The organism is Limnobacter sp. (genome assembly GCF_036846585.1).
GTDB lineage: Bacteria > Pseudomonadota > Gammaproteobacteria > Burkholderiales > Burkholderiaceae_B > Limnobacter.
This window is the reverse complement of sequence record NZ_DAIUBR010000006.1, coordinates 58243-74551: the sequence shown is the minus strand read 5'-3', so window position 1 is coordinate 74551 and position 16309 is coordinate 58243. Positions and strand designations below refer to the sequence as shown.

The following is a 16309-nucleotide window of genomic DNA, read 5'->3' as shown; positions in this document are numbered from 1 at the left end:
TTTAGCGTGGTCCTGTGGATGTGAATGTGAGTCGGTCCATCGACGACCCTGCACGCCCGCGCATGCAACCCAGTTTTTCTCCGGGTGTTACTTCATACACGCCAGGGCTGCCACCGCCGCCGCCATACGGGCCATACTTTTTTCCCGTGTTGGTTGTGAAGCTGACTTGGTCGACCAAGCCGCCGCCGCGGTAATCAACCCGCACAATGTATTGGCCTTTTGGCAAGGTCACGTCAACCGGCCAGGTGTTGCCACCGCCTTGGCGAGGAGCCCAGCCGCTGGGGTACCTGAACTGCACCCGATCAACCACGCGGCCAGCGCCAATCCGAAAGCCGGTAACGTGCTGGTTTTTGCAAGTGGCCATGTCGCTCCAGAAACCGCCACCACCACCACCTGCACGGGCGGGGCCAGAAACTGGCCCACTGCCGGAAACGGTGGCTTGGGTGTTGCGGCCTTCATCTTCGCCATTGTCGAACCAGTGGTCGATGGCGGCTTCGTAGTTCTCCTGGCCGAATGCGTTTTGTAAGTCGGTGTATCGATCCATGTAGCCATACAGGCTGAAACCCGAACTGCCTTGGCGGCCTTGTTCAATGCCGTAGTCCAGCCAATGTTTGGTAACACACAGGCGATCGCCCAGCTTGCACAACCGTTGTACATCGGTGTAGCGGTGCCAGTAAAACGAGGCGCTGAATTCAGGGCTGCCTTGACGGCCTTCTTGAAATCCGTTGTCGCGCCAGTGGGTGGACAGGTCGACTTTGGCCTTTACCACGTCGGGGGCCGCATCGTAGTAGAAGTCCCAATCAAACACTGAGGCTGCAAAACGAATGTCTGGCGCAGGTTTGCGTTTTTTCTTCTTGCCCAGTTTTTTGAATGCGTTGCCAGCATCGTTGAATGCTTTGTTGGCGGCATTGCTGCTGGAATTGGCCACATTGCGGGCAGCGTCTTTCGTTTTGTTGTATTCGCGTTGCGCAGCTTCAGCCTGTTTTTTGGCTTGCGCTTCTGCAGCCCGGGTAGCGGCTGCTGCCGTGTCAGAGATTTTCTTCAGTTCTGCATTGGCTGCATTTGCGGTGTAGCCGCTCAGGTTTTTGTATTCACCCGCGATTTTTTTGTAAGCCGCCTCGAGCTGTGCGCCAATACAGCCTTGTATTTTGGATGGATCTACGTTGGCACCACCTTGCCCCTCAAACACGCTGGCAATGTTGGTGGTTGCTTCAATGGCCACGCTGGTTTTGATCTCGAAGGGGTTCACGCAACTGGGCGGCACTTCAATGCTCAATGTATTTCCGCTCATGACCACGTTCACGGCCTGGCCCACAAAGTTGCCACGCATGCTGATTTCCTGCGACTTTTGATCCACATCGGCCAGCGCTTCCATTTTTACTTTCACGCGGCCCAGTGGGCCTAGTTTCAGATCAATCATTTCACCGGCCACGCCGTGCAACCCGTCTTTGCCTGCCGAAGCATCCAGCCAGCCCATTTTCTGACCCAGAATGTAAGCGTCACCTGCAAGTCGCATCCACGGCCCGCCATCTGCCAAAGGGCCTAGCAGGGTGATGTTGAAGTTCTTGGGGTCGGTTGGGAATGGTTTGGTGCTGTCTCCGAAGCGATATTCGTTCGGCGGGTTGGGGTTGCGAACTTGAAACACCGACAGTGGTTTGGTCACCGTAAGCAGCATGTTTTTGTACGACTCAATGTTGCGAATAAAACCACCGCCGTAGGGGGCCAGGCGCGGGTCGGGTGTGGCCATTGCAAACATCACGCGGGCATGGTCTTCCAGTGTGAATGCAGGCGGTGTGGCCATGCGGAAGGTGAAATCGGTCAGGTCCATCACGCCAGCTGGGTTCAGCGGCGTCTGAAAATGTGTGATGATTTTTTTATTGGGTACTGCGCGGTAAATGGCGTTGCCTTTGAAACCGAAAGTCAGCGCGTTGTTCAGAAAGAAGGTGGCATCTGTCAGGTCCATCTCGGGCATTCTCAGTGGAAGCCTTGCATTGGGTGCAAACTGGAACTCGATAAACGCTTCAGGCGTTGCTGCATCTGCGCCCGCTTTTTTCATCGTGTCGCCATGACTAACCGCATCGGCCATGCCTGCGCCTGCGCCAGCACCGCCTACCAGGTCGGTGGGAATGGGCATTACCACCGCTGCACGCAGTGTAATGTCATCGCCTTTCACACCCAAACTTTGCATGGCCAGTTTGATTGCTCCGCCAAGGTCGGCCCGCGCAGCCAGTTGTACACCGCTGGAAAACGCCAAGGAGTTGACGTTGAAATATTTCTCACGCACCACCTTTTGCAGGTTGGGCGGCATTTTGACGGTGTCGAGCGCAAAGTCGCTGGTTGAGATCGAGATGATGGGCGAGCTCAGGGTGGTGGTGCCCATCAGTTTTTGCACGTTTTCTTTCAGCAGGTGGGGCATGGCCAATTTCTTGTCCAGCACCACCAGAAAGGTTTGTTGTGCAGTGTTGCTGGTAAAGAAGTAAAGCTGTATGGGGCCTTGTTCGGTGAAATAGCAACCCTTCAGGCCGCCGCCGCAACTGGTCTTTTTTAATGCACCCACCATGCCTTGTAATTGTTCTTTTGCATCGGCCAAGGGCAGTGCGCCCAGCATGTTCTTCAGTGTGGGGGAAATATCGGGCGCAGCATGCGCGGCAATGGGTGTGTGAAGCGCAAATAAGCTGGCGAGCAATAGGCCTGCTTTGGGCAATTTGTTTCTGAGATTGGTCATGGTTTCCAGCACCTTGTTCTAGTTAATTGAGGCTGTATTGCAGATTGGGCTGTAATGTTGCGTGTCAGCAGACACATAATTTCACAGTGCTGCAATCAGGAAGGCTGGAATAAGCTGGTAAACCCGCGACTACTCGTGATATCACATAAAAAGGTGACACAATTTTTGAAGGTGCAGTCATGAAAATTCTCGCGTACATGGTGTGGCTGGGGTGCGTGGTGTTTGCCGGGTTTCCCGTGTTTGCCACCGATACTCCCCCGCCGTTTCAAACCATTGAATCGCTGGATGTGCCCCGCTACATGGGAACCTGGCATGAAATTGCGAAGTACCCCAACCGTTTTCAGAAGCAGTGCATGCGCAACACCACAGCGCTATATTCACTGGAAAAAGACGGCACGGTGAAAGTACTCAACCGCTGCCAGTTGGCCAGTGGCGAGATGGACCAGGCTCAGGGGCAGGCCCGCCAGATTGGCGGCGCAAAATCGCCCAGGCTGGAAGTGCGCTTCGCACCCGCATGGTTAAGTTGGCTGCCCATGGTGTGGGGGAAGTACTGGGTGATTGATCTGGACGTGGAATACCAGTTGGTAGCAGTTAGCGAACCAAGTCGAAAATATTTGTGGGTGCTGGCTCGTACCCCAAAGGTGGACAAAGCCAAATACGATGCACTGCTGCAGCGCCTGAAGGCCAAGGGGTTCAAGTTGAACAAGCTTGAGCTTTCACCACAAGGCAACTAGGTACTCGGGCTTACCAAATTGTATTCACATGTGGATAGGCTTGAATTTTTTCATCGGCAGTAATCAACGCCAAACCCATGGTGCGCGCAGTGGCAACAATCATTCTGTCGGCCGGGTCTTTGTGAAATTCGCCAGGAAGGCGAACGCTTTCAATTGCAATTTTGTTGTTTACCGGTTGAAAACGGATCGCATCAATTTCGTTGATCTTGCTTAGCCAGGACTCCACATCCAGTGAAAGCACCAATCGTTCACGTTCAGCCAGCATGGTGATTTCCCATGCGCTAATTGCCGACACCCAAATTTCACCGTTTTGAAGTTCTTCGGTAATACGTTTCATGGCCTTTTTGCTAATCATTTGGCGTGCGCCTGTGGCCAGCCAAATCAGCACATGGGTATCGATTGCGATCATCGGGCTGCATCCCAGTCGTCTTCGCCAACGGGGTCTGTGGGTGCGTCATAGCGAAGCACAGTGTCGCGCAACACATCGAAAGGATCTGCGTTTGTCTGTTTGAACGGCTTGATTTCAAGAGTGGGAATGCCGTGATCGGTGATGATGACGGACTCTCCTGTTGATTCTACTTGCCTGAAAAATTCAAGCGCCCTGGCTTTGAATTGAGATTTCGATACTTGAATTGACATAAAAAGACCATAGTCATATGGGTGTGGTCATATGTTATTGGTTTTGCGACAAACATGCAAATCCGTGGTGGTCCCATCAATAAAAAAGCCCAATTTTTCCCGTACTACTGCGGTACAATGCGCCTGTTGGTGCTCTTGGAACAGTCCATGTTCTGAAGTTAAACGGGAAGTTGGAAAGAATATCCAGATAAGGAAATTTTTTCTGCGCTGCCCCCGCAACGGTACGCAGACAAGTCTTGTGCTTGGCTTTCATCAAAAACCATTGGGTGTTTCAAATGCCCGAGAAGGTGATGAAGGTTCGTCTGCCAGCCCGGATACCGGCCAACAGCGGGGTGTGCCACTGGCGCACTGTATCCCATGCACTGTCGGGGAAGGCGGTGAGGGTACTAGTCAATCAAACTTACAATGAACTCAATTCGCTTGGGCAAGCTTTGGCTTGCCACGCCGGTCGCTATTGCTGTGGCCAGCCCCGTATTTGCACAAACCAACCCAACTTTCGAATCTGTGGTGGTCACCGCCACCCGTACCGAACAGCCCATCACCGAGGTGTTGGCCGATGTCACGGTGATTGATCGGGAAACGCTTGACCGTGCCGGGCAAACTTCGCTGCGCGAATTGCTGGCCCAACAGCCTGGCGTACAAATATCGTCCAATGGCAGTTACCGTTCCAACACCAATGTGTTTTTGCGCGGCGCATCCGCCACACAAACCATTTTGCTGGTTGATGGCGTGCGCGTGGGTTCTGCAACCAGTGGCGGTTTTTCACTGGAAACAATTCCACTTGAGTCCATTGAGCGCATCGAGATTCTGCGCGGTGCTGCATCGGCCTTGTACGGCCCCGATGCCGTGGGCGGCGTGATTCAAATCATTACGCGGCAAGCGGGCACGCCCCGTCGGTCTGTCAGCGTGGGCGTGGGTAGCGATGGCCAACGGCTTGGTGCGGCGCACTTCAGTGGCAAAACCGGCATGTTCGGTTACAGCCTTGGTTTTTCGCATGAGCGTGGCACTGGCATTGATGCCAAAACACCCGCCGCGTCGGGCCTGAATCCGGATGAAGACCGTTTTGAAACCAGCAGCCTGAATTTCAGTGTGGTGGCCGACGTACACACTGATCACCAACTGAAATTTCAATCCTTGTACAGCGAGGGCGAGTACGGTTTTGACGGCAATCCGTTTCCCAATCCACTGGCCCTGAATTCGCAAACCAGCGAAGCGATTGCAAAACCGGAATTGAACCAGTCCAGCCTGCAATGGGTGGCGAAGTGGGCGCCGCGCTGGAAGTCTACCGTGCTGCTGGCGCAGGCCGATGACAAGTCGGTCAGCGAATACCGCCGCCTGTCCGATGGCGCAGACGCGGGTCGTTCACGGTTCAACACCAAACGCGACCAGTACAGCTGGCAAAACGACATCACTTTTGGCAGCGATGTACTGACCTTGCTGGCCGAGCAGCGCACTGAAGAAGTGGACAGCACCACGGATTACGACGTGAAGTCCCGCACCATCGATGGCCTGATGGCTTCTTACGCATTGAACCGCGATCAGTGGGACGCCCTGGGTGTGCTGCGAAGCGACGACAATTCCCAGTTCGGCCGTTTCAACAACTACGCCGTATCGGCTGGCTACAAGCTGAATTCGCAATGGCGTTTGGTGGGAAGTGCGGGCAGCAGCTTTCAGGCACCCACCTTCAACCAGCTGTACTTTCCAGGTTTTGGTAATCCGGATTTGCAACCCCAGCGCAGCCGCTCCAAAGAACTGGGTGTGAAGTACGCAGCACCCGCCCTTGCCGCCAGTGCGGTGGTCTATGAAAACAGGGTGCAGGGTTTTATTACGCCATCGACGAATGTGCAGTCGGCCCGTGCCACCTTGCGTGGTGCCACATTCGCGGTGGATCGCCAGTTTGAAACAATGTTGGTGAAAGCTTCCTACGACTACACCGACCCCAAAACCGAACCGGACAACAGGCGCATTGTGCGCATTGCCCGCCACGTATTCAATTTAAACTTGAGCCGTGAAACCGGCCCCTGGCAGTACTATGGTGAATTGAAACTGGCCAGCGACCGCGAAGACAGGGCGATTCGTTTCAGCGACCCCAACATTGAGCTGGGCGGTTATGGTTTGCTCAACGCAGGTGTAAGCCGCAAGGTGAATCAGGAATTGTCCGTGTCGGCCCGCTTGAACAACATCACCGACAAAACCTATTCATTGGCCAATGGCTTTACCACACCGGGCAGAAACCTGTTTGTGTCTGCCAACTGGTCTTTTTAAAGGGGTGAAACCTGATTGATGCACATGCTTGCCCGTTCTGAACTGATACTGGGTGGCCAGCGCAGCGGCAAATCGCGCCGCGCTGAAAACCTGGCCATGCAATGGCTTGAAGCCAGTCCACAACGGCAAGCCTTGCTGGTGGCCACAGCCCATGTTGGCGACGATGAAATGCGGCAACGCATTGTGCAACATCAGCTTGAGCGCGCCCTGCGCGTGCCGCGTTTGGTAGCGGTTGAAGAAAGTCTGTACCTGCCTGCAGCCTTGAAATTGCACAGCACCGACAACACGCTTTTGATTGTGGATTGTTTAACCCTGTGGCTGGTTAACTGGTTGATGCCGCCACCCGGTGTGCCCGCACCTGTGCAAGGTTTTCAGCACACTGTTGAGCAACTGGTCCACACGCTGCACAGCTTGCCCGGGCCTGCGGTGCTGGTCAGCAATGAAATTGGTTTGGGTGTTGTGCCCATGGGCAAAGAAGTGCGCCATTACGTCGATGAACTGGGGCGCTTGAACCAAATCATGGCCGATGCATGTGAACGGGTTACCTTGATGGTGGCCGGGCAGGCATTGCATGTGAAAGGGGCAACCGCATGAAGATGCAGGGCGCACGGTGCGCAATCGCCTTTCTGCTGGCATTGTCAGCGTGGTCCGCACACGCGGCCCCCCAGCGCATTGTCAGCCTGTTGCCTTCGCTTACTGAAAGTGTGTGTGCACTGGGGCAGTGCAGTCGGCTGGTTGGCGTTGACCGGTATTCCAACTGGCCTGCTTCCGTGCAACAACTGCCGCGCGTAGGCGGCGGGGTTGATCCCAACATTGAAGCCATTGTGGCCCTGAAACCGGACCTGGTGCTGATGGCGGAATCGTCGCGTGCTTCAGAAAGGTTGCAGGCGCTTGGCCTGAAAGTGCTGATGCTGGAACCAAAAACACACGAACAGGTGCAGGTGGTGATGGCCAAAGTGGGCGAAGCTTTGGGGCTTGCACCGGCAAAGGCCGAGCAAGTGTGGCGCAATGTGGATGCGGGTGTGTCTGCGGCAGCCAGTTCTTTGCCTGAACATGCGCGTGGCATTCGCGTTTATTTTGAAGTGAACCGTGCGCCTTACGCGGCGGGTGAATCATCCTTTATCGGCCAAACGCTTAAGCGCCTTGGCGTGGGCAATGTGGTGCCCGCTGAACTGGGGCCGTTTCCAAAACTGAATCCGGAATTTGTGGTGCGTGCCAACCCCGACCTCATCATGGTGGGGCAACGCAATGTGCAAGGCATGACCGAGCGGCCCGGCTGGCAACGCCTGCGTGCAGTGCGCGAACAACGCATTTGCATTTTCAACAGCGACGATGAAGATGCGATTGTGCGCCCCGGCCCCCGCATGGCCGAAGGTGCCCGCTTGCTGGCACAGTGCATTCTGAAACACAGCAACGCAACAGCAACAAGCCGGGGCGGGGCGTTATGAATACACGTGCAAGCCTGTGGCTGGGTGTTTTCTTGCTGGTCTTAAGCCTGTTGTTGTGCGCCATTGGTTTGGGTGTGGGCAGCACGGGCCTTGAATCGGTGTGGCGCATGTGGGGCGACCCGGTGGCCAGCCAGATCGTGATGGACATTCGCGCCCCCCGCACACTGGGTGCCTGGGCAGCAGGTGCCCTGCTTGGGCTGGCCGGTGCCGTTGCGCAAGGCCTGTTTCGCAACCCCTTGGCCGATCCGTTTTTGTTGGGCAGTGCGTCGGGTGCATCACTGGCGGTGGCTGTGTCGCTGGCCGTTCTAGGCGTGTCGCCATTTGCCGAGGCGTGGGTGGTGCGGCTGGGTTTGACTGGTGCTGCTTTTGTAGGTGCTGTGGGCGCCGTGCTGCTTACCCTGACTTTGGCCAAAGGCGTGCAACACACACTGCGGCTGTTGCTGGCCGGTGTGGTGGTGGGCATGGTGTTGGGCGCGCTGACTTCGCTGATCACCATTGCGGTTCCGCAAACACTGCAGGCCATGCAGGCGTTCATTCTGGGTTCTACCGGTTTTGTGGGTTGGCAATCGCTGGGCATCATGCTGTTTTCCGGCGTGTTGTGTCTGGGTGTGGCCTGGGCTTTTTCCCGCACGCTGGATGCCCTTACCCTGGGTGAATCAACCGCGCAAAGCCTGGGTTTGCCCCTGCGCACTGCACGCATTGCGCTGATCGCCGTGGTGGCTTTGGCCACTGGCACTGCCGTTGCGCACACTGGCCTGATCGCCTTTGTGGGCTTGGCTGCGCCGCATTTGGTGCGCGCTGCCGTGCGCACCACCTATGCACAGTTGGTGGTGCTGGCCAGCCTCATGGGCGGGGTTTTGTTGCTGGCTGCGGACATTCTGGCCCGGGGTTTGATTGCGCCGCAGGAAATCCCCGTGGGCGTGCTGACCGCCACGTTGGGTGGCGGCTATTTGCTGTGGCTGATGCACAGAAAGGCAGGGTAAAGAAAATGAACCAAACTGCTGCTGCATTTGAGGCAAAGGGCCTGTCGGTTTCACTGGGTGCGGGCCGCTTTGCGCGCCCCGTTTTACACCAGATTGACACGCGCATTGCCGCTGGCCGCTGGACCTGTTTGGTGGGTCCCAACGGTGCGGGCAAATCCACTTTTTTGCGTGCATTGGCCGGGCTTGTGCCCACGCAGCAAGGCCATGTCAAGGTGAATGGAAAAGCCCTGAACGACTATGCACACCGCGAGCGCGCCAAAACAGTGGCCTGGCTTGCGCAAGGCGGGGCCGATCAGGCTGCCGACGATTTAAGCACTTACGACATCGTGATGCTGGGCCGTTTTCCCCACTTGCCCTGGTTAAGCCCGCCCGGCCCGGCCGACCACGCCGCCGTGCAGCAGGCCATGGAACAGACTCGCGTGTGGGAATGGCGCAGCCGCTTGCTGGGCAGCCTGTCCGGCGGCGAACGCCAGCGCGTGTTACTGGCCCGCCTGTTGGCTGTTCAGGCCGACATCGTGTTGATGGACGAACCCTTGGCCAACCTGGACCCGCCGCACCAGGCGGACTGGATCGCGCTGGTGCGCAGCCTGGTGGCCCAAGGCCGAACAGTGGTGACGGTGTTGCATGAAATTTCCCTGGCCTTGCTGGCCGACGATCTGTTGGTGATGCAAGCCGGGCAACTGCACTACGCAGGCCCCAGCCACGAACCGGCTGCACACCACGCCTTGCAAACCGTGTTTGATCATCGACTTTCCATTCACCAGGTGAACAACCGTTGGCTTGTGTTGCCAACCTGACCGCGAGAGAAAACCCCATGCAAATTGAAACGCCCCCCACCGAAAAACGTTACGACCGCCCCGAAGGCGAACGGCGTGGTTTGATCATCGTGAACACCGGCGATGGCAAAGGCAAAAGCACCGCGGCATTCGGTTTGGCCTTGCGTGCATTTGGCCGCACCCATGTGCACGGCAAGCTCGTAAAAATTTACCAGTTCATGAAAGTGCCCAGTGCGCGTTTTGGTGAACACCGGTCGTTCGAGCAACTGGGCTTGCCCATCGAAGGGCTGGGTGATGGCTTTAGCTGGAAAAGCAAAGACATTGAACATTCCGCACAACTGGCCCGGGACGGCTGGGCCAAGGCCCGCGACACCATTCTGGGCGGCGAACACTTCATGGTGGTGCTTGATGAATTGACCTACGGCTTGATCTACGGCTGGATACCACTGGGGGATGTGCTGCAAACCTTGCGCGACCGGCCCAAGGACGTGCATGTGGTCATCACCGGGCGGCGTTGCCCGCAGGAAGTGATCGACATGGCCGACACGGTGACAGAAATGGCCATGGTCAAGCACGCCTTCAAGGCGGGTATACCAGCCCAACGCGGCATTGAAGATTAAACACAACGCAACGAAATGCACATGGACAAGACCAAGCCCGCCTTGATTGCAGCCACGCCTTTCACAACCAGTGAATCGGCCGCGGTGTACCGCGCCATTCGCGAGCGGCGCGACATGCGCCACTTTTGTGGCGGGCTGGTTGACACCGATGTGTTGCAGCGTTTGTTGTGTGCGGCCCACCACGCACCCAGTGTGGGTTACATGCAGCCCTGGCGTTTTGTTCGAATTCAGAACCGCGACACGCGTGTGCGCCTGCATGCGCTGGTTGAGGCGGAGCGCATTCAAACCGCCCGCGCTTTGGGGCAACGCGAAAGCGAATTCATGCAACTGAAAGTACAAGGCATTCTTGATGCAGCCGAAGTGTTGGTGGTGGCTTTGGCCGATGGCCGCGAACACCATGTTTTTGGCAGACGAACCATGCCTGAAATGGACTTGGCGTCGGCCGCATGTGCCATTCAAAACTTGTGGTTGGCCGCGCGTGCTGAAGGTTTGGGCATGGGCTGGGTGTCGTTGTTTGAACCCGCCGAACTGGCCGCGTTGCTGGACCTGCCGAAAGGCGCCAGCCCGGTTGCCGTGCTGTGCCTGGGGCCGGTTGAGGGCTATTACGCCGAACCCATGTTGGCCCAACAACACTGGGCCGAATGCGAAGCCTTGTCAGGTTTGGTGTTTGACGACACTTGGGGCAAAGCCAGTGCCTTGTTTGCGCATCAGGTCAATTCACCGCCCACCAAAGGGAGGGCCTAGCCATGTTGTTTGCCGCCACCCCGGTTGATATTCTGGCTGGTGCCGTGTTGGTGGCCCTGCTGGTGGATTTTTGTTTCGGTGAACCACCGGTTCGCTGGCACCCGGTGGTGTGGATGGGCAATTACCTGGGGTGGGCAGGCCGCCTGTTTGCACCTGAAATTGGCAAATTATCCCGAAACGTGATGGTTCAATTCACAGCTGGTGCTCTTGCGTGGTGCATGGGTGCGGCGTGTGTATTCGTTCCGGCGGCGGTGCTTTCAATGTGGGTAGCACAGGCACACGGGGTGTTTCAGGTGTTGCTGCTGGGCATGCTGTTAAAACCCATGCTGGCGTGGCGGGTGCTGCGCGACGAAGTACACGCGGTTGAGCAGGCCTTGCAACGCTCTCTGCCCGAAGGCCGACAGCAGGTGGCACGTTTGGTCAGCCGCGATGTGAACAGCCTGAGCGAGACGCAGGTTCGGCAGTCTGCCATTTCCACACTTGCAGAAAATTTGAATGACTCCGTGGTGGCCCCGCTGTTCTGGTTTGCCGTGCTGGGTTTGCCGGGGGCCGCGGTTTATCGTTTTGCCAACACGGCCGATGCCATGTGGGGCTACCGGGGTGAACGCGCCGGGCGCGACTGGACCTGGGCAGGCAAGTGGGCCGCACGCGCAGACGATGTGTTGTCCTGGGTCCCGGCCCGCATCACCGCCTTGCTGATTTGTCTGTTGTTCAAAGGCCGGGGCCTGTTTCAATTGCCCGGTATTGCACAACAAACCCCTTCCCCCAATGGCGGTTGGCCCATGGGGGCATTGGCTTTGGGGATGGGTATTCGTCTCGAAAAGAAAGGGGTGTATTGTTTGAATGTGCAAGGCGGGGTACCACGCAGTGGTCACATCGAAGCGGCCTTGCATGCCTGCGCACAAGTGGTGGTATTCATAGCAGTATTTTGCATGGTGGCTGTTTTGTGGGGGGTGACATGAACACACGCATACATGGCGGTACCGATGAACACGGGCCGGTGCCCTTTGATTTTTCCAGCAATGCCAATGCCGTGGGGCCTTGCCCGGCGGTGTTGAACGCAGTTCAGCAGGCCGATGCACTGCGCTACCCTGACCCGAATTACACCGCTTTGCGCGTTGCACTGGCCGACTTTCATCAAGTGGATGAATCCAGAATTGTGGTGGCAGGCAGTGCCAGCGAATTCATTCAACGCCTGACCACCTGCCAGTGGCGCAAGGGTTGCAATTCTTACTGGGTACCACAACACGCTTATGGCGATTATGCGCACGCCGCGCAGGTGTGGGACATGGAGCTGGTTGAGGACGCAAGCCGGGCAGGTTTGGTGTGGTTGTGCAACCCGTCAAGCCCCATGGGGCAGCCTGAATCGACCGAGCTATTGAAGATTGTAAAGGATCACCCCGACGTGGTTGCCGTGCTGGATTGTGCTTACGAACCTTTGTGCCTTGATGACCAGGCCCGCGCAACCGTGCAGCAGCGAGATCACCTGTGGCAATTGTGGTCGCCCAACAAGGCACTGGGCATGACCGGGATTCGGGGCGCTTATGCCATTGCACCCTTGGGCGAAAGCCGTGCTGTGTGCGCCCTCAATAGCCTGGCACCTTCCTGGCTGATCGGCGCGCACGGGCAAGCCATGCTGCACGCCTGGACCTTGCCCGAAACACAAGGCTGGCTGGCTGAAAGCCGCAGCGTGCTGGCGCAATGGAAACTGGATCTGCTTGATTGCCTTCGCCAGCAGGGTTGGGAAACCATGCCCAGCATTGCCTCGTTTGTGTGTGCCAAGGCACCTTGTGAAATTGATCAAGCGCACCTGCGCACGCACGGCATCAAGCTGCGAGATGCCACCTCGTTTGGTCTGCCCGGCTGGTGGCGGTTGTGCGCACAAGGGCCGCAGGCCATGGCGGCACTTTCAAGTGCGCTTGAACATCATGCACGACAGGGCCAGGCATGACAGCTGTGTGTGTCATGGTGCTGGGCACCAGCAGTGGCGCTGGCAAAAGCTGGGTAACCACGGCACTGTGCCGCCATTACGCACGCATGGGTTTGAAGGTGGCACCCTTCAAGGCACAAAACATGAGCAACAATGCCCGTGTGGTGGCGGGCTTGCAGGGCAGTGAAGGTGAAATTGGTTCGGCCCAGTATTTCCAGGCTCTGGCTGCCTGCTGCCCACCCCATGTGCACATGAACCCGGTGTTGCTGAAACCCGAAGCGGACACCAAAAGCCAGGTGGTGGTGCTGGGGCAAGTGGATTCAGCATTAAGCAAAACCCCGTGGCGGGAACGCAGCGCCCAAGTGTGGCCGCACATCATGACGGCACTGGATGCACTGCGTGCCGACCACGACGTGGTGGTGATCGAGGGCGCAGGTTCGCCCGCGGAAATCAACCTGCATGCCAGTGACATTGTGAACATGCGTGTGGCCCTGCATGCGCAGGCGCGTTGCCTGCTGGTTGCCGACATTGACCGGGGCGGGCCTTTGCCCACCTGTACGGCACATGGGCTTTGTTGCCCCCCGAAGAACGTGCCTTGATTCGTGGTTTTGTATTGAATAAATTTCGGGGTGATGCGGCGTTGCTGGCCCCCGCGCCCGAGCAGTTGCAGCAATTGACCGGCGTGCCCACCGTGGCTACCCTGCCCATGTGGTTTCAGCATGGTTTGCCGGAAGAAGACGGTGTGTTCGACGACCGCAGCCGTTCCACTGGCCGCGTGCACACCACCATTGCGGTGCTGGCTTTTCCGCGCATCAGCAATCTGGATGAATTCCAGCCTTTGAAAAATATGCCCGGTGTGCGTTTGGTGTGGGCCCGCACGCCCGCTGATTGTGCCGGGGCTGACTGGATCATTCTGCCCGGTTCCAAACACACCACAGCTGACCTGGCGTGGCTGCGCGAGCAGGGGCTGGACCAGACCGTGGCTGCCCATGCAGATCAAGGCAAGGCTGTGCTGGGTATTTGTGGCGGCCTGCAAATGCTGGGCGAAGCGCTGGTGGATGCGCACGGCATTGATGGCAATGCACCGGGCCTGGGGCTTTTGCCTTTGGTGACCTGTTTTGAACCCGACAAAACTGTGCGTCGTGCCACATTGCTTTTTGGCGCTGTGCAGGGGCCTTGGGCTGCCTTGGCGCAACAACAGGTGAATGGTTATGAAATTCACCACGGGCGCACGGTGCAACACCCTGCGCTGGCGCAAACCGGCCAGCTTGCCCACGAAGTACTGCCCGGTTTGGGCTGGCAAAATACGGCAGGCAATGTGCTGGGTGTTTACGTGCACGGCCTGTTTGAAGACCCGGCAGTGTTGACTGCATTGTTTGGCGCACAAGCCCCCACGCTGGACAGCGTGTTCAACGGGTTGGCCGATTTTCTGGAACAGCATGTTCAACCGGGCGTGTTGAACGCACTTATCGAACCCTAATTCTTCAGGTACACAGCACCCATGCCATTTGATTTGCCCCTTGTTCACAACCCCTGCAGTGCTGTGTTGCAAGCACGGTTGCAAACCCTGCTTGACAACAAAACCAAGCCGCTTGGTTCATTGGGTCGGCTTGAAACACTGGCCGTTCAAATCGGCATGGCCTTGGGCACTGAAGGCCCGGTTCTGGAACAGCCGCAATTGCTGGTGTTTGCAGCCGATCATGGTTTGGCGCAGCGCGGGGTGTCCGCGTACCCCAGCGATGTGACCTGGCAAATGGTGGAAAACTTTCTGGCCGGTGGTGCGGCTGTCAGCGTGCTTGCGCGCCAGCATGGCCTGAATTTGGGCGTGGTCGATTGTGGTGTGCGCCATGATTTCGCGGCACGCCCCGGGCTTCACCTGTGTAAGGTGGCCCATGGCACAGCCGACAGTTTTGAAGGCCCGGCCATGTCGATACAGCAATGCGAACAGGCCCTGCACAACGGCATTGAACTGTTGAGTGGCTTGCCCGGCAATGTGGTGTTGCTGGGGGAAATGGGCATTGGCAATTCATCGGCCGCTGCCCTGTTGATGGCAAGCTTCACAGGGCGTGGCATTGCTGAATGCACAGGTGCAGGCACAGGCTTGAACGCCATTGCCATTGAACGCAAGGCCGGTATTTTGCAGCAGGTATTGAATCAACATGCCGATGCACGCACACCACTTGAAATACTTGCTGCGATGGGCGGGTTTGAAATTGCAACCATGGTGGGTGCGGTGTTGCAGGCCGCCAGTGAACGCCGCGTGGTGGTGGTGGATGGTTTTATTGCCACGGCAGCCGTGCTGGTGGCACATGCCCTGTGCCCAGATGTGTTGCCGTATTGTGTTTTTGCGCATCAATCGGGCGAACAAGGTCACCGCAACATGCTGAAATACTTGAATGCGCAGCCCTTGCTTGACCTTGGTTTGCGTTTGGGGGAAGGCTCCGGTGCAGCCTTGGCCTGGCCTTTGCTAGTGTCGGCTTGCAGCATACTGCGCGACATGGCCAGCTTCGATTCAGCCAGCGTGTCGCGTGCTGGTTGATGGCACTGCGAGCGAAGCCCAAGCTTTCGGAAATGTGTGATCGATGGATTTCATGCATGATTCGAACCTCATTTTAAACAGGACATAAAAGTTAAAAATCATGAAAATTAGTCCACTATCGACGTGCTTGCTTATAGCATCCGTAGCAACATCAAAAAACCAGGCTGAAGCTGGTTTGCCTTCAGGTCGATTTGCAGCGCCTGTTTCTCGTGGGTTGCTCACTGGGGCAATCAGCACGGGTATAAAAAATATTGTTTCAGGATTGCAAAGGGAAGTTAACGAAGACGCCCGCGTTGAAAACCTGGACTTAAACTTTTCAGAAAACGGTCAATATAAAACCCGACGCTCGCCATCGGCCATTGTTAAAAAAGCCATGCGCAACTTTCCCGTTAATTTCGGTAGCAACGCAATTGCCACAGCATGCGTGGATAAAATGCGTGGGGTTACAAGAAAGGAAGCCGTTAAAAACCTGCAGCAGTTGGCTTTGCCTGTTGCATGTATGGGAATTACTCAAGAAGTATTAAGTGAAGTGCAGATACCCCGGCAATTAAAAGACATCCTTTCTTACTGTGCATTTTTGGCAGGTGGGGTGGCACAAGGTAAAGCACCTGTTTCAAGCGGGCTGGCAATCTCGGGGTTTGTTGCTGGTGCGTCACTGGTAAAGTCTTTTGGCAAGAACGGTGGAGCTATCGCTACTCAAGGTGTTTCAGCATCTGCAGTAAGTGGCTTCATGGCGCCTCAGTCAAGTAAAACACCTGATGGCGCAGCCGCTGGCAGTTACGACGATTACATCAGCAAACGCTATGGGCTCAAAGAAGGTGAAAAGTTCTGGACGGGTCCGGACGGAAGTATTTTTGTACCTTTATCTACACCGTGAACTATCCAATAAAAGTCAAAGGTTGAGTG

General features: G+C 56.6%; 15 protein-coding genes, 1 pseudogene and 1 riboswitch. Of the genes and pseudogenes, 13 read left to right on the top strand and 3 right to left on the bottom strand.

Annotated features, from left to right (window positions below):
* Position 1: 1 nt before the first annotated feature.
* On the bottom strand, positions 2-2725 hold the full coding sequence (locus V7028_RS04655) for a jacalin-like lectin (protein ID WP_334118935.1): 2724 nt from the start codon (positions 2723-2725) through the stop codon (positions 2-4).
* A 179-nt stretch (positions 2726-2904) separates the two neighbouring features.
* Here V7028_RS04655 and V7028_RS04650 point away from each other — a divergent pair, with 179 nt between their 5' ends.
* Positions 2905-3459 carry a lipocalin family protein gene (locus tag V7028_RS04650; RefSeq protein WP_334118934.1) on the top strand — a complete coding sequence of 185 codons (555 nt, stop codon included), beginning with the start codon at positions 2905-2907 and terminating at the stop codon, positions 3457-3459.
* 10 nt (positions 3460-3469) lie between these two features.
* On the opposite strand, the gene V7028_RS04645 is transcribed toward V7028_RS04650, so the two are convergent.
* Both V7028_RS04645 and V7028_RS04640 read right to left on the bottom strand, forming a co-directional pair.
* Entirely contained in the window at positions 3470-3868 is a 399-nt protein-coding gene (locus tag V7028_RS04645) for a type II toxin-antitoxin system VapC family toxin (protein ID WP_334118933.1), read from the bottom strand.
* Complete coding sequence (locus tag V7028_RS04640; RefSeq protein WP_334118932.1) at positions 3865-4098, bottom strand: type II toxin-antitoxin system Phd/YefM family antitoxin; 234 nt, start codon at positions 4096-4098, stop codon at positions 3865-3867. The genes V7028_RS04645 and V7028_RS04640 overlap by 4 nt, the downstream gene beginning before the upstream one ends.
* Positions 4099-4208: 110 nt before the next feature.
* Positions 4209-4438, top strand: a riboswitch (cobalamin riboswitch).
* Between the two features lie 65 nt (positions 4439-4503).
* Here V7028_RS04640 and V7028_RS04635 point away from each other — a divergent pair.
* The 12 genes and pseudogenes from V7028_RS04635 to V7028_RS04580 all read left to right on the top strand — a co-directional run bounded on the left by V7028_RS04635 (position 4504) and on the right by V7028_RS04580 (position 16280).
* A complete protein-coding gene (locus V7028_RS04635; RefSeq protein WP_334118931.1) occupies positions 4504-6363 on the top strand; it encodes a TonB-dependent receptor domain-containing protein in 1860 nt (619 codons plus the stop codon).
* 18 nt (positions 6364-6381) lie between these two features.
* Positions 6382-6957, top strand: coding sequence for a bifunctional adenosylcobinamide kinase/adenosylcobinamide-phosphate guanylyltransferase (locus tag V7028_RS04630; protein ID WP_334118984.1), 576 nt, complete (start codon positions 6382-6384; stop codon positions 6955-6957).
* Positions 6954-7811, top strand: a complete 858-nt coding sequence (locus V7028_RS04625) for an ABC transporter substrate-binding protein (RefSeq protein ID WP_334118930.1) — start codon at positions 6954-6956, stop codon at positions 7809-7811. Before V7028_RS04630 ends, V7028_RS04625 begins: the two co-directional genes overlap by 4 nt.
* Positions 7808-8794, top strand: a complete 987-nt coding sequence (locus V7028_RS04620; RefSeq protein WP_334118929.1) for a FecCD family ABC transporter permease — start codon at positions 7808-7810, stop codon at positions 8792-8794. The genes V7028_RS04625 and V7028_RS04620 overlap by 4 nt, the downstream gene beginning before the upstream one ends.
* A 5-nt stretch (positions 8795-8799) precedes the next feature.
* The gene (locus V7028_RS04615; protein ID WP_334118928.1) at positions 8800-9591 is read left to right on the top strand and encodes an ABC transporter ATP-binding protein; all 792 of its coding nucleotides are present in this window, start codon (positions 8800-8802) and stop codon (positions 9589-9591) included.
* 17 nt (positions 9592-9608) lie between these two features.
* On the top strand, positions 9609-10190 hold the full coding sequence (gene cobO / locus V7028_RS04610) for a cob(I)yrinic acid a,c-diamide adenosyltransferase (RefSeq protein WP_334118927.1): 582 nt from the start codon (positions 9609-9611) through the stop codon (positions 10188-10190).
* Positions 10191-10205: 15 nt separating this feature from the next.
* The gene (gene bluB, locus V7028_RS04605; RefSeq protein WP_334118926.1) at positions 10206-10934 is read left to right on the top strand and encodes a 5,6-dimethylbenzimidazole synthase; all 729 of its coding nucleotides are present in this window, start codon (positions 10206-10208) and stop codon (positions 10932-10934) included.
* A 2-nt stretch (positions 10935-10936) separates the two neighbouring features.
* Positions 10937-11896 carry an adenosylcobinamide-phosphate synthase CbiB gene (gene cbiB / locus V7028_RS04600; protein ID WP_334118925.1) on the top strand — a complete coding sequence of 320 codons (960 nt, stop codon included), beginning with the start codon at positions 10937-10939 and terminating at the stop codon, positions 11894-11896.
* On the top strand, positions 11893-12885 hold the full coding sequence (locus V7028_RS04595) for an aminotransferase class I/II-fold pyridoxal phosphate-dependent enzyme (RefSeq protein WP_334118924.1): 993 nt from the start codon (positions 11893-11895) through the stop codon (positions 12883-12885). Before cbiB ends, V7028_RS04595 begins: the two co-directional genes overlap by 4 nt.
* Positions 12882-14344: pseudogene (locus V7028_RS04590) on the top strand (cobyric acid synthase). The gene V7028_RS04595 and the pseudogene V7028_RS04590 overlap by 4 nt, the downstream one beginning before the upstream one ends.
* Before the next feature lie 21 nt (positions 14345-14365).
* Positions 14366-15403, top strand: a complete 1038-nt coding sequence (cobT, locus tag V7028_RS04585) for a nicotinate-nucleotide--dimethylbenzimidazole phosphoribosyltransferase (RefSeq protein ID WP_334118923.1) — start codon at positions 14366-14368, stop codon at positions 15401-15403.
* 100 nt (positions 15404-15503) lie between these two features.
* A complete protein-coding gene (locus tag V7028_RS04580; protein ID WP_334118922.1) occupies positions 15504-16280 on the top strand; it encodes a hypothetical protein in 777 nt (258 codons plus the stop codon).
* The last annotated feature ends 29 nt before the right edge of the window (positions 16281-16309 follow it).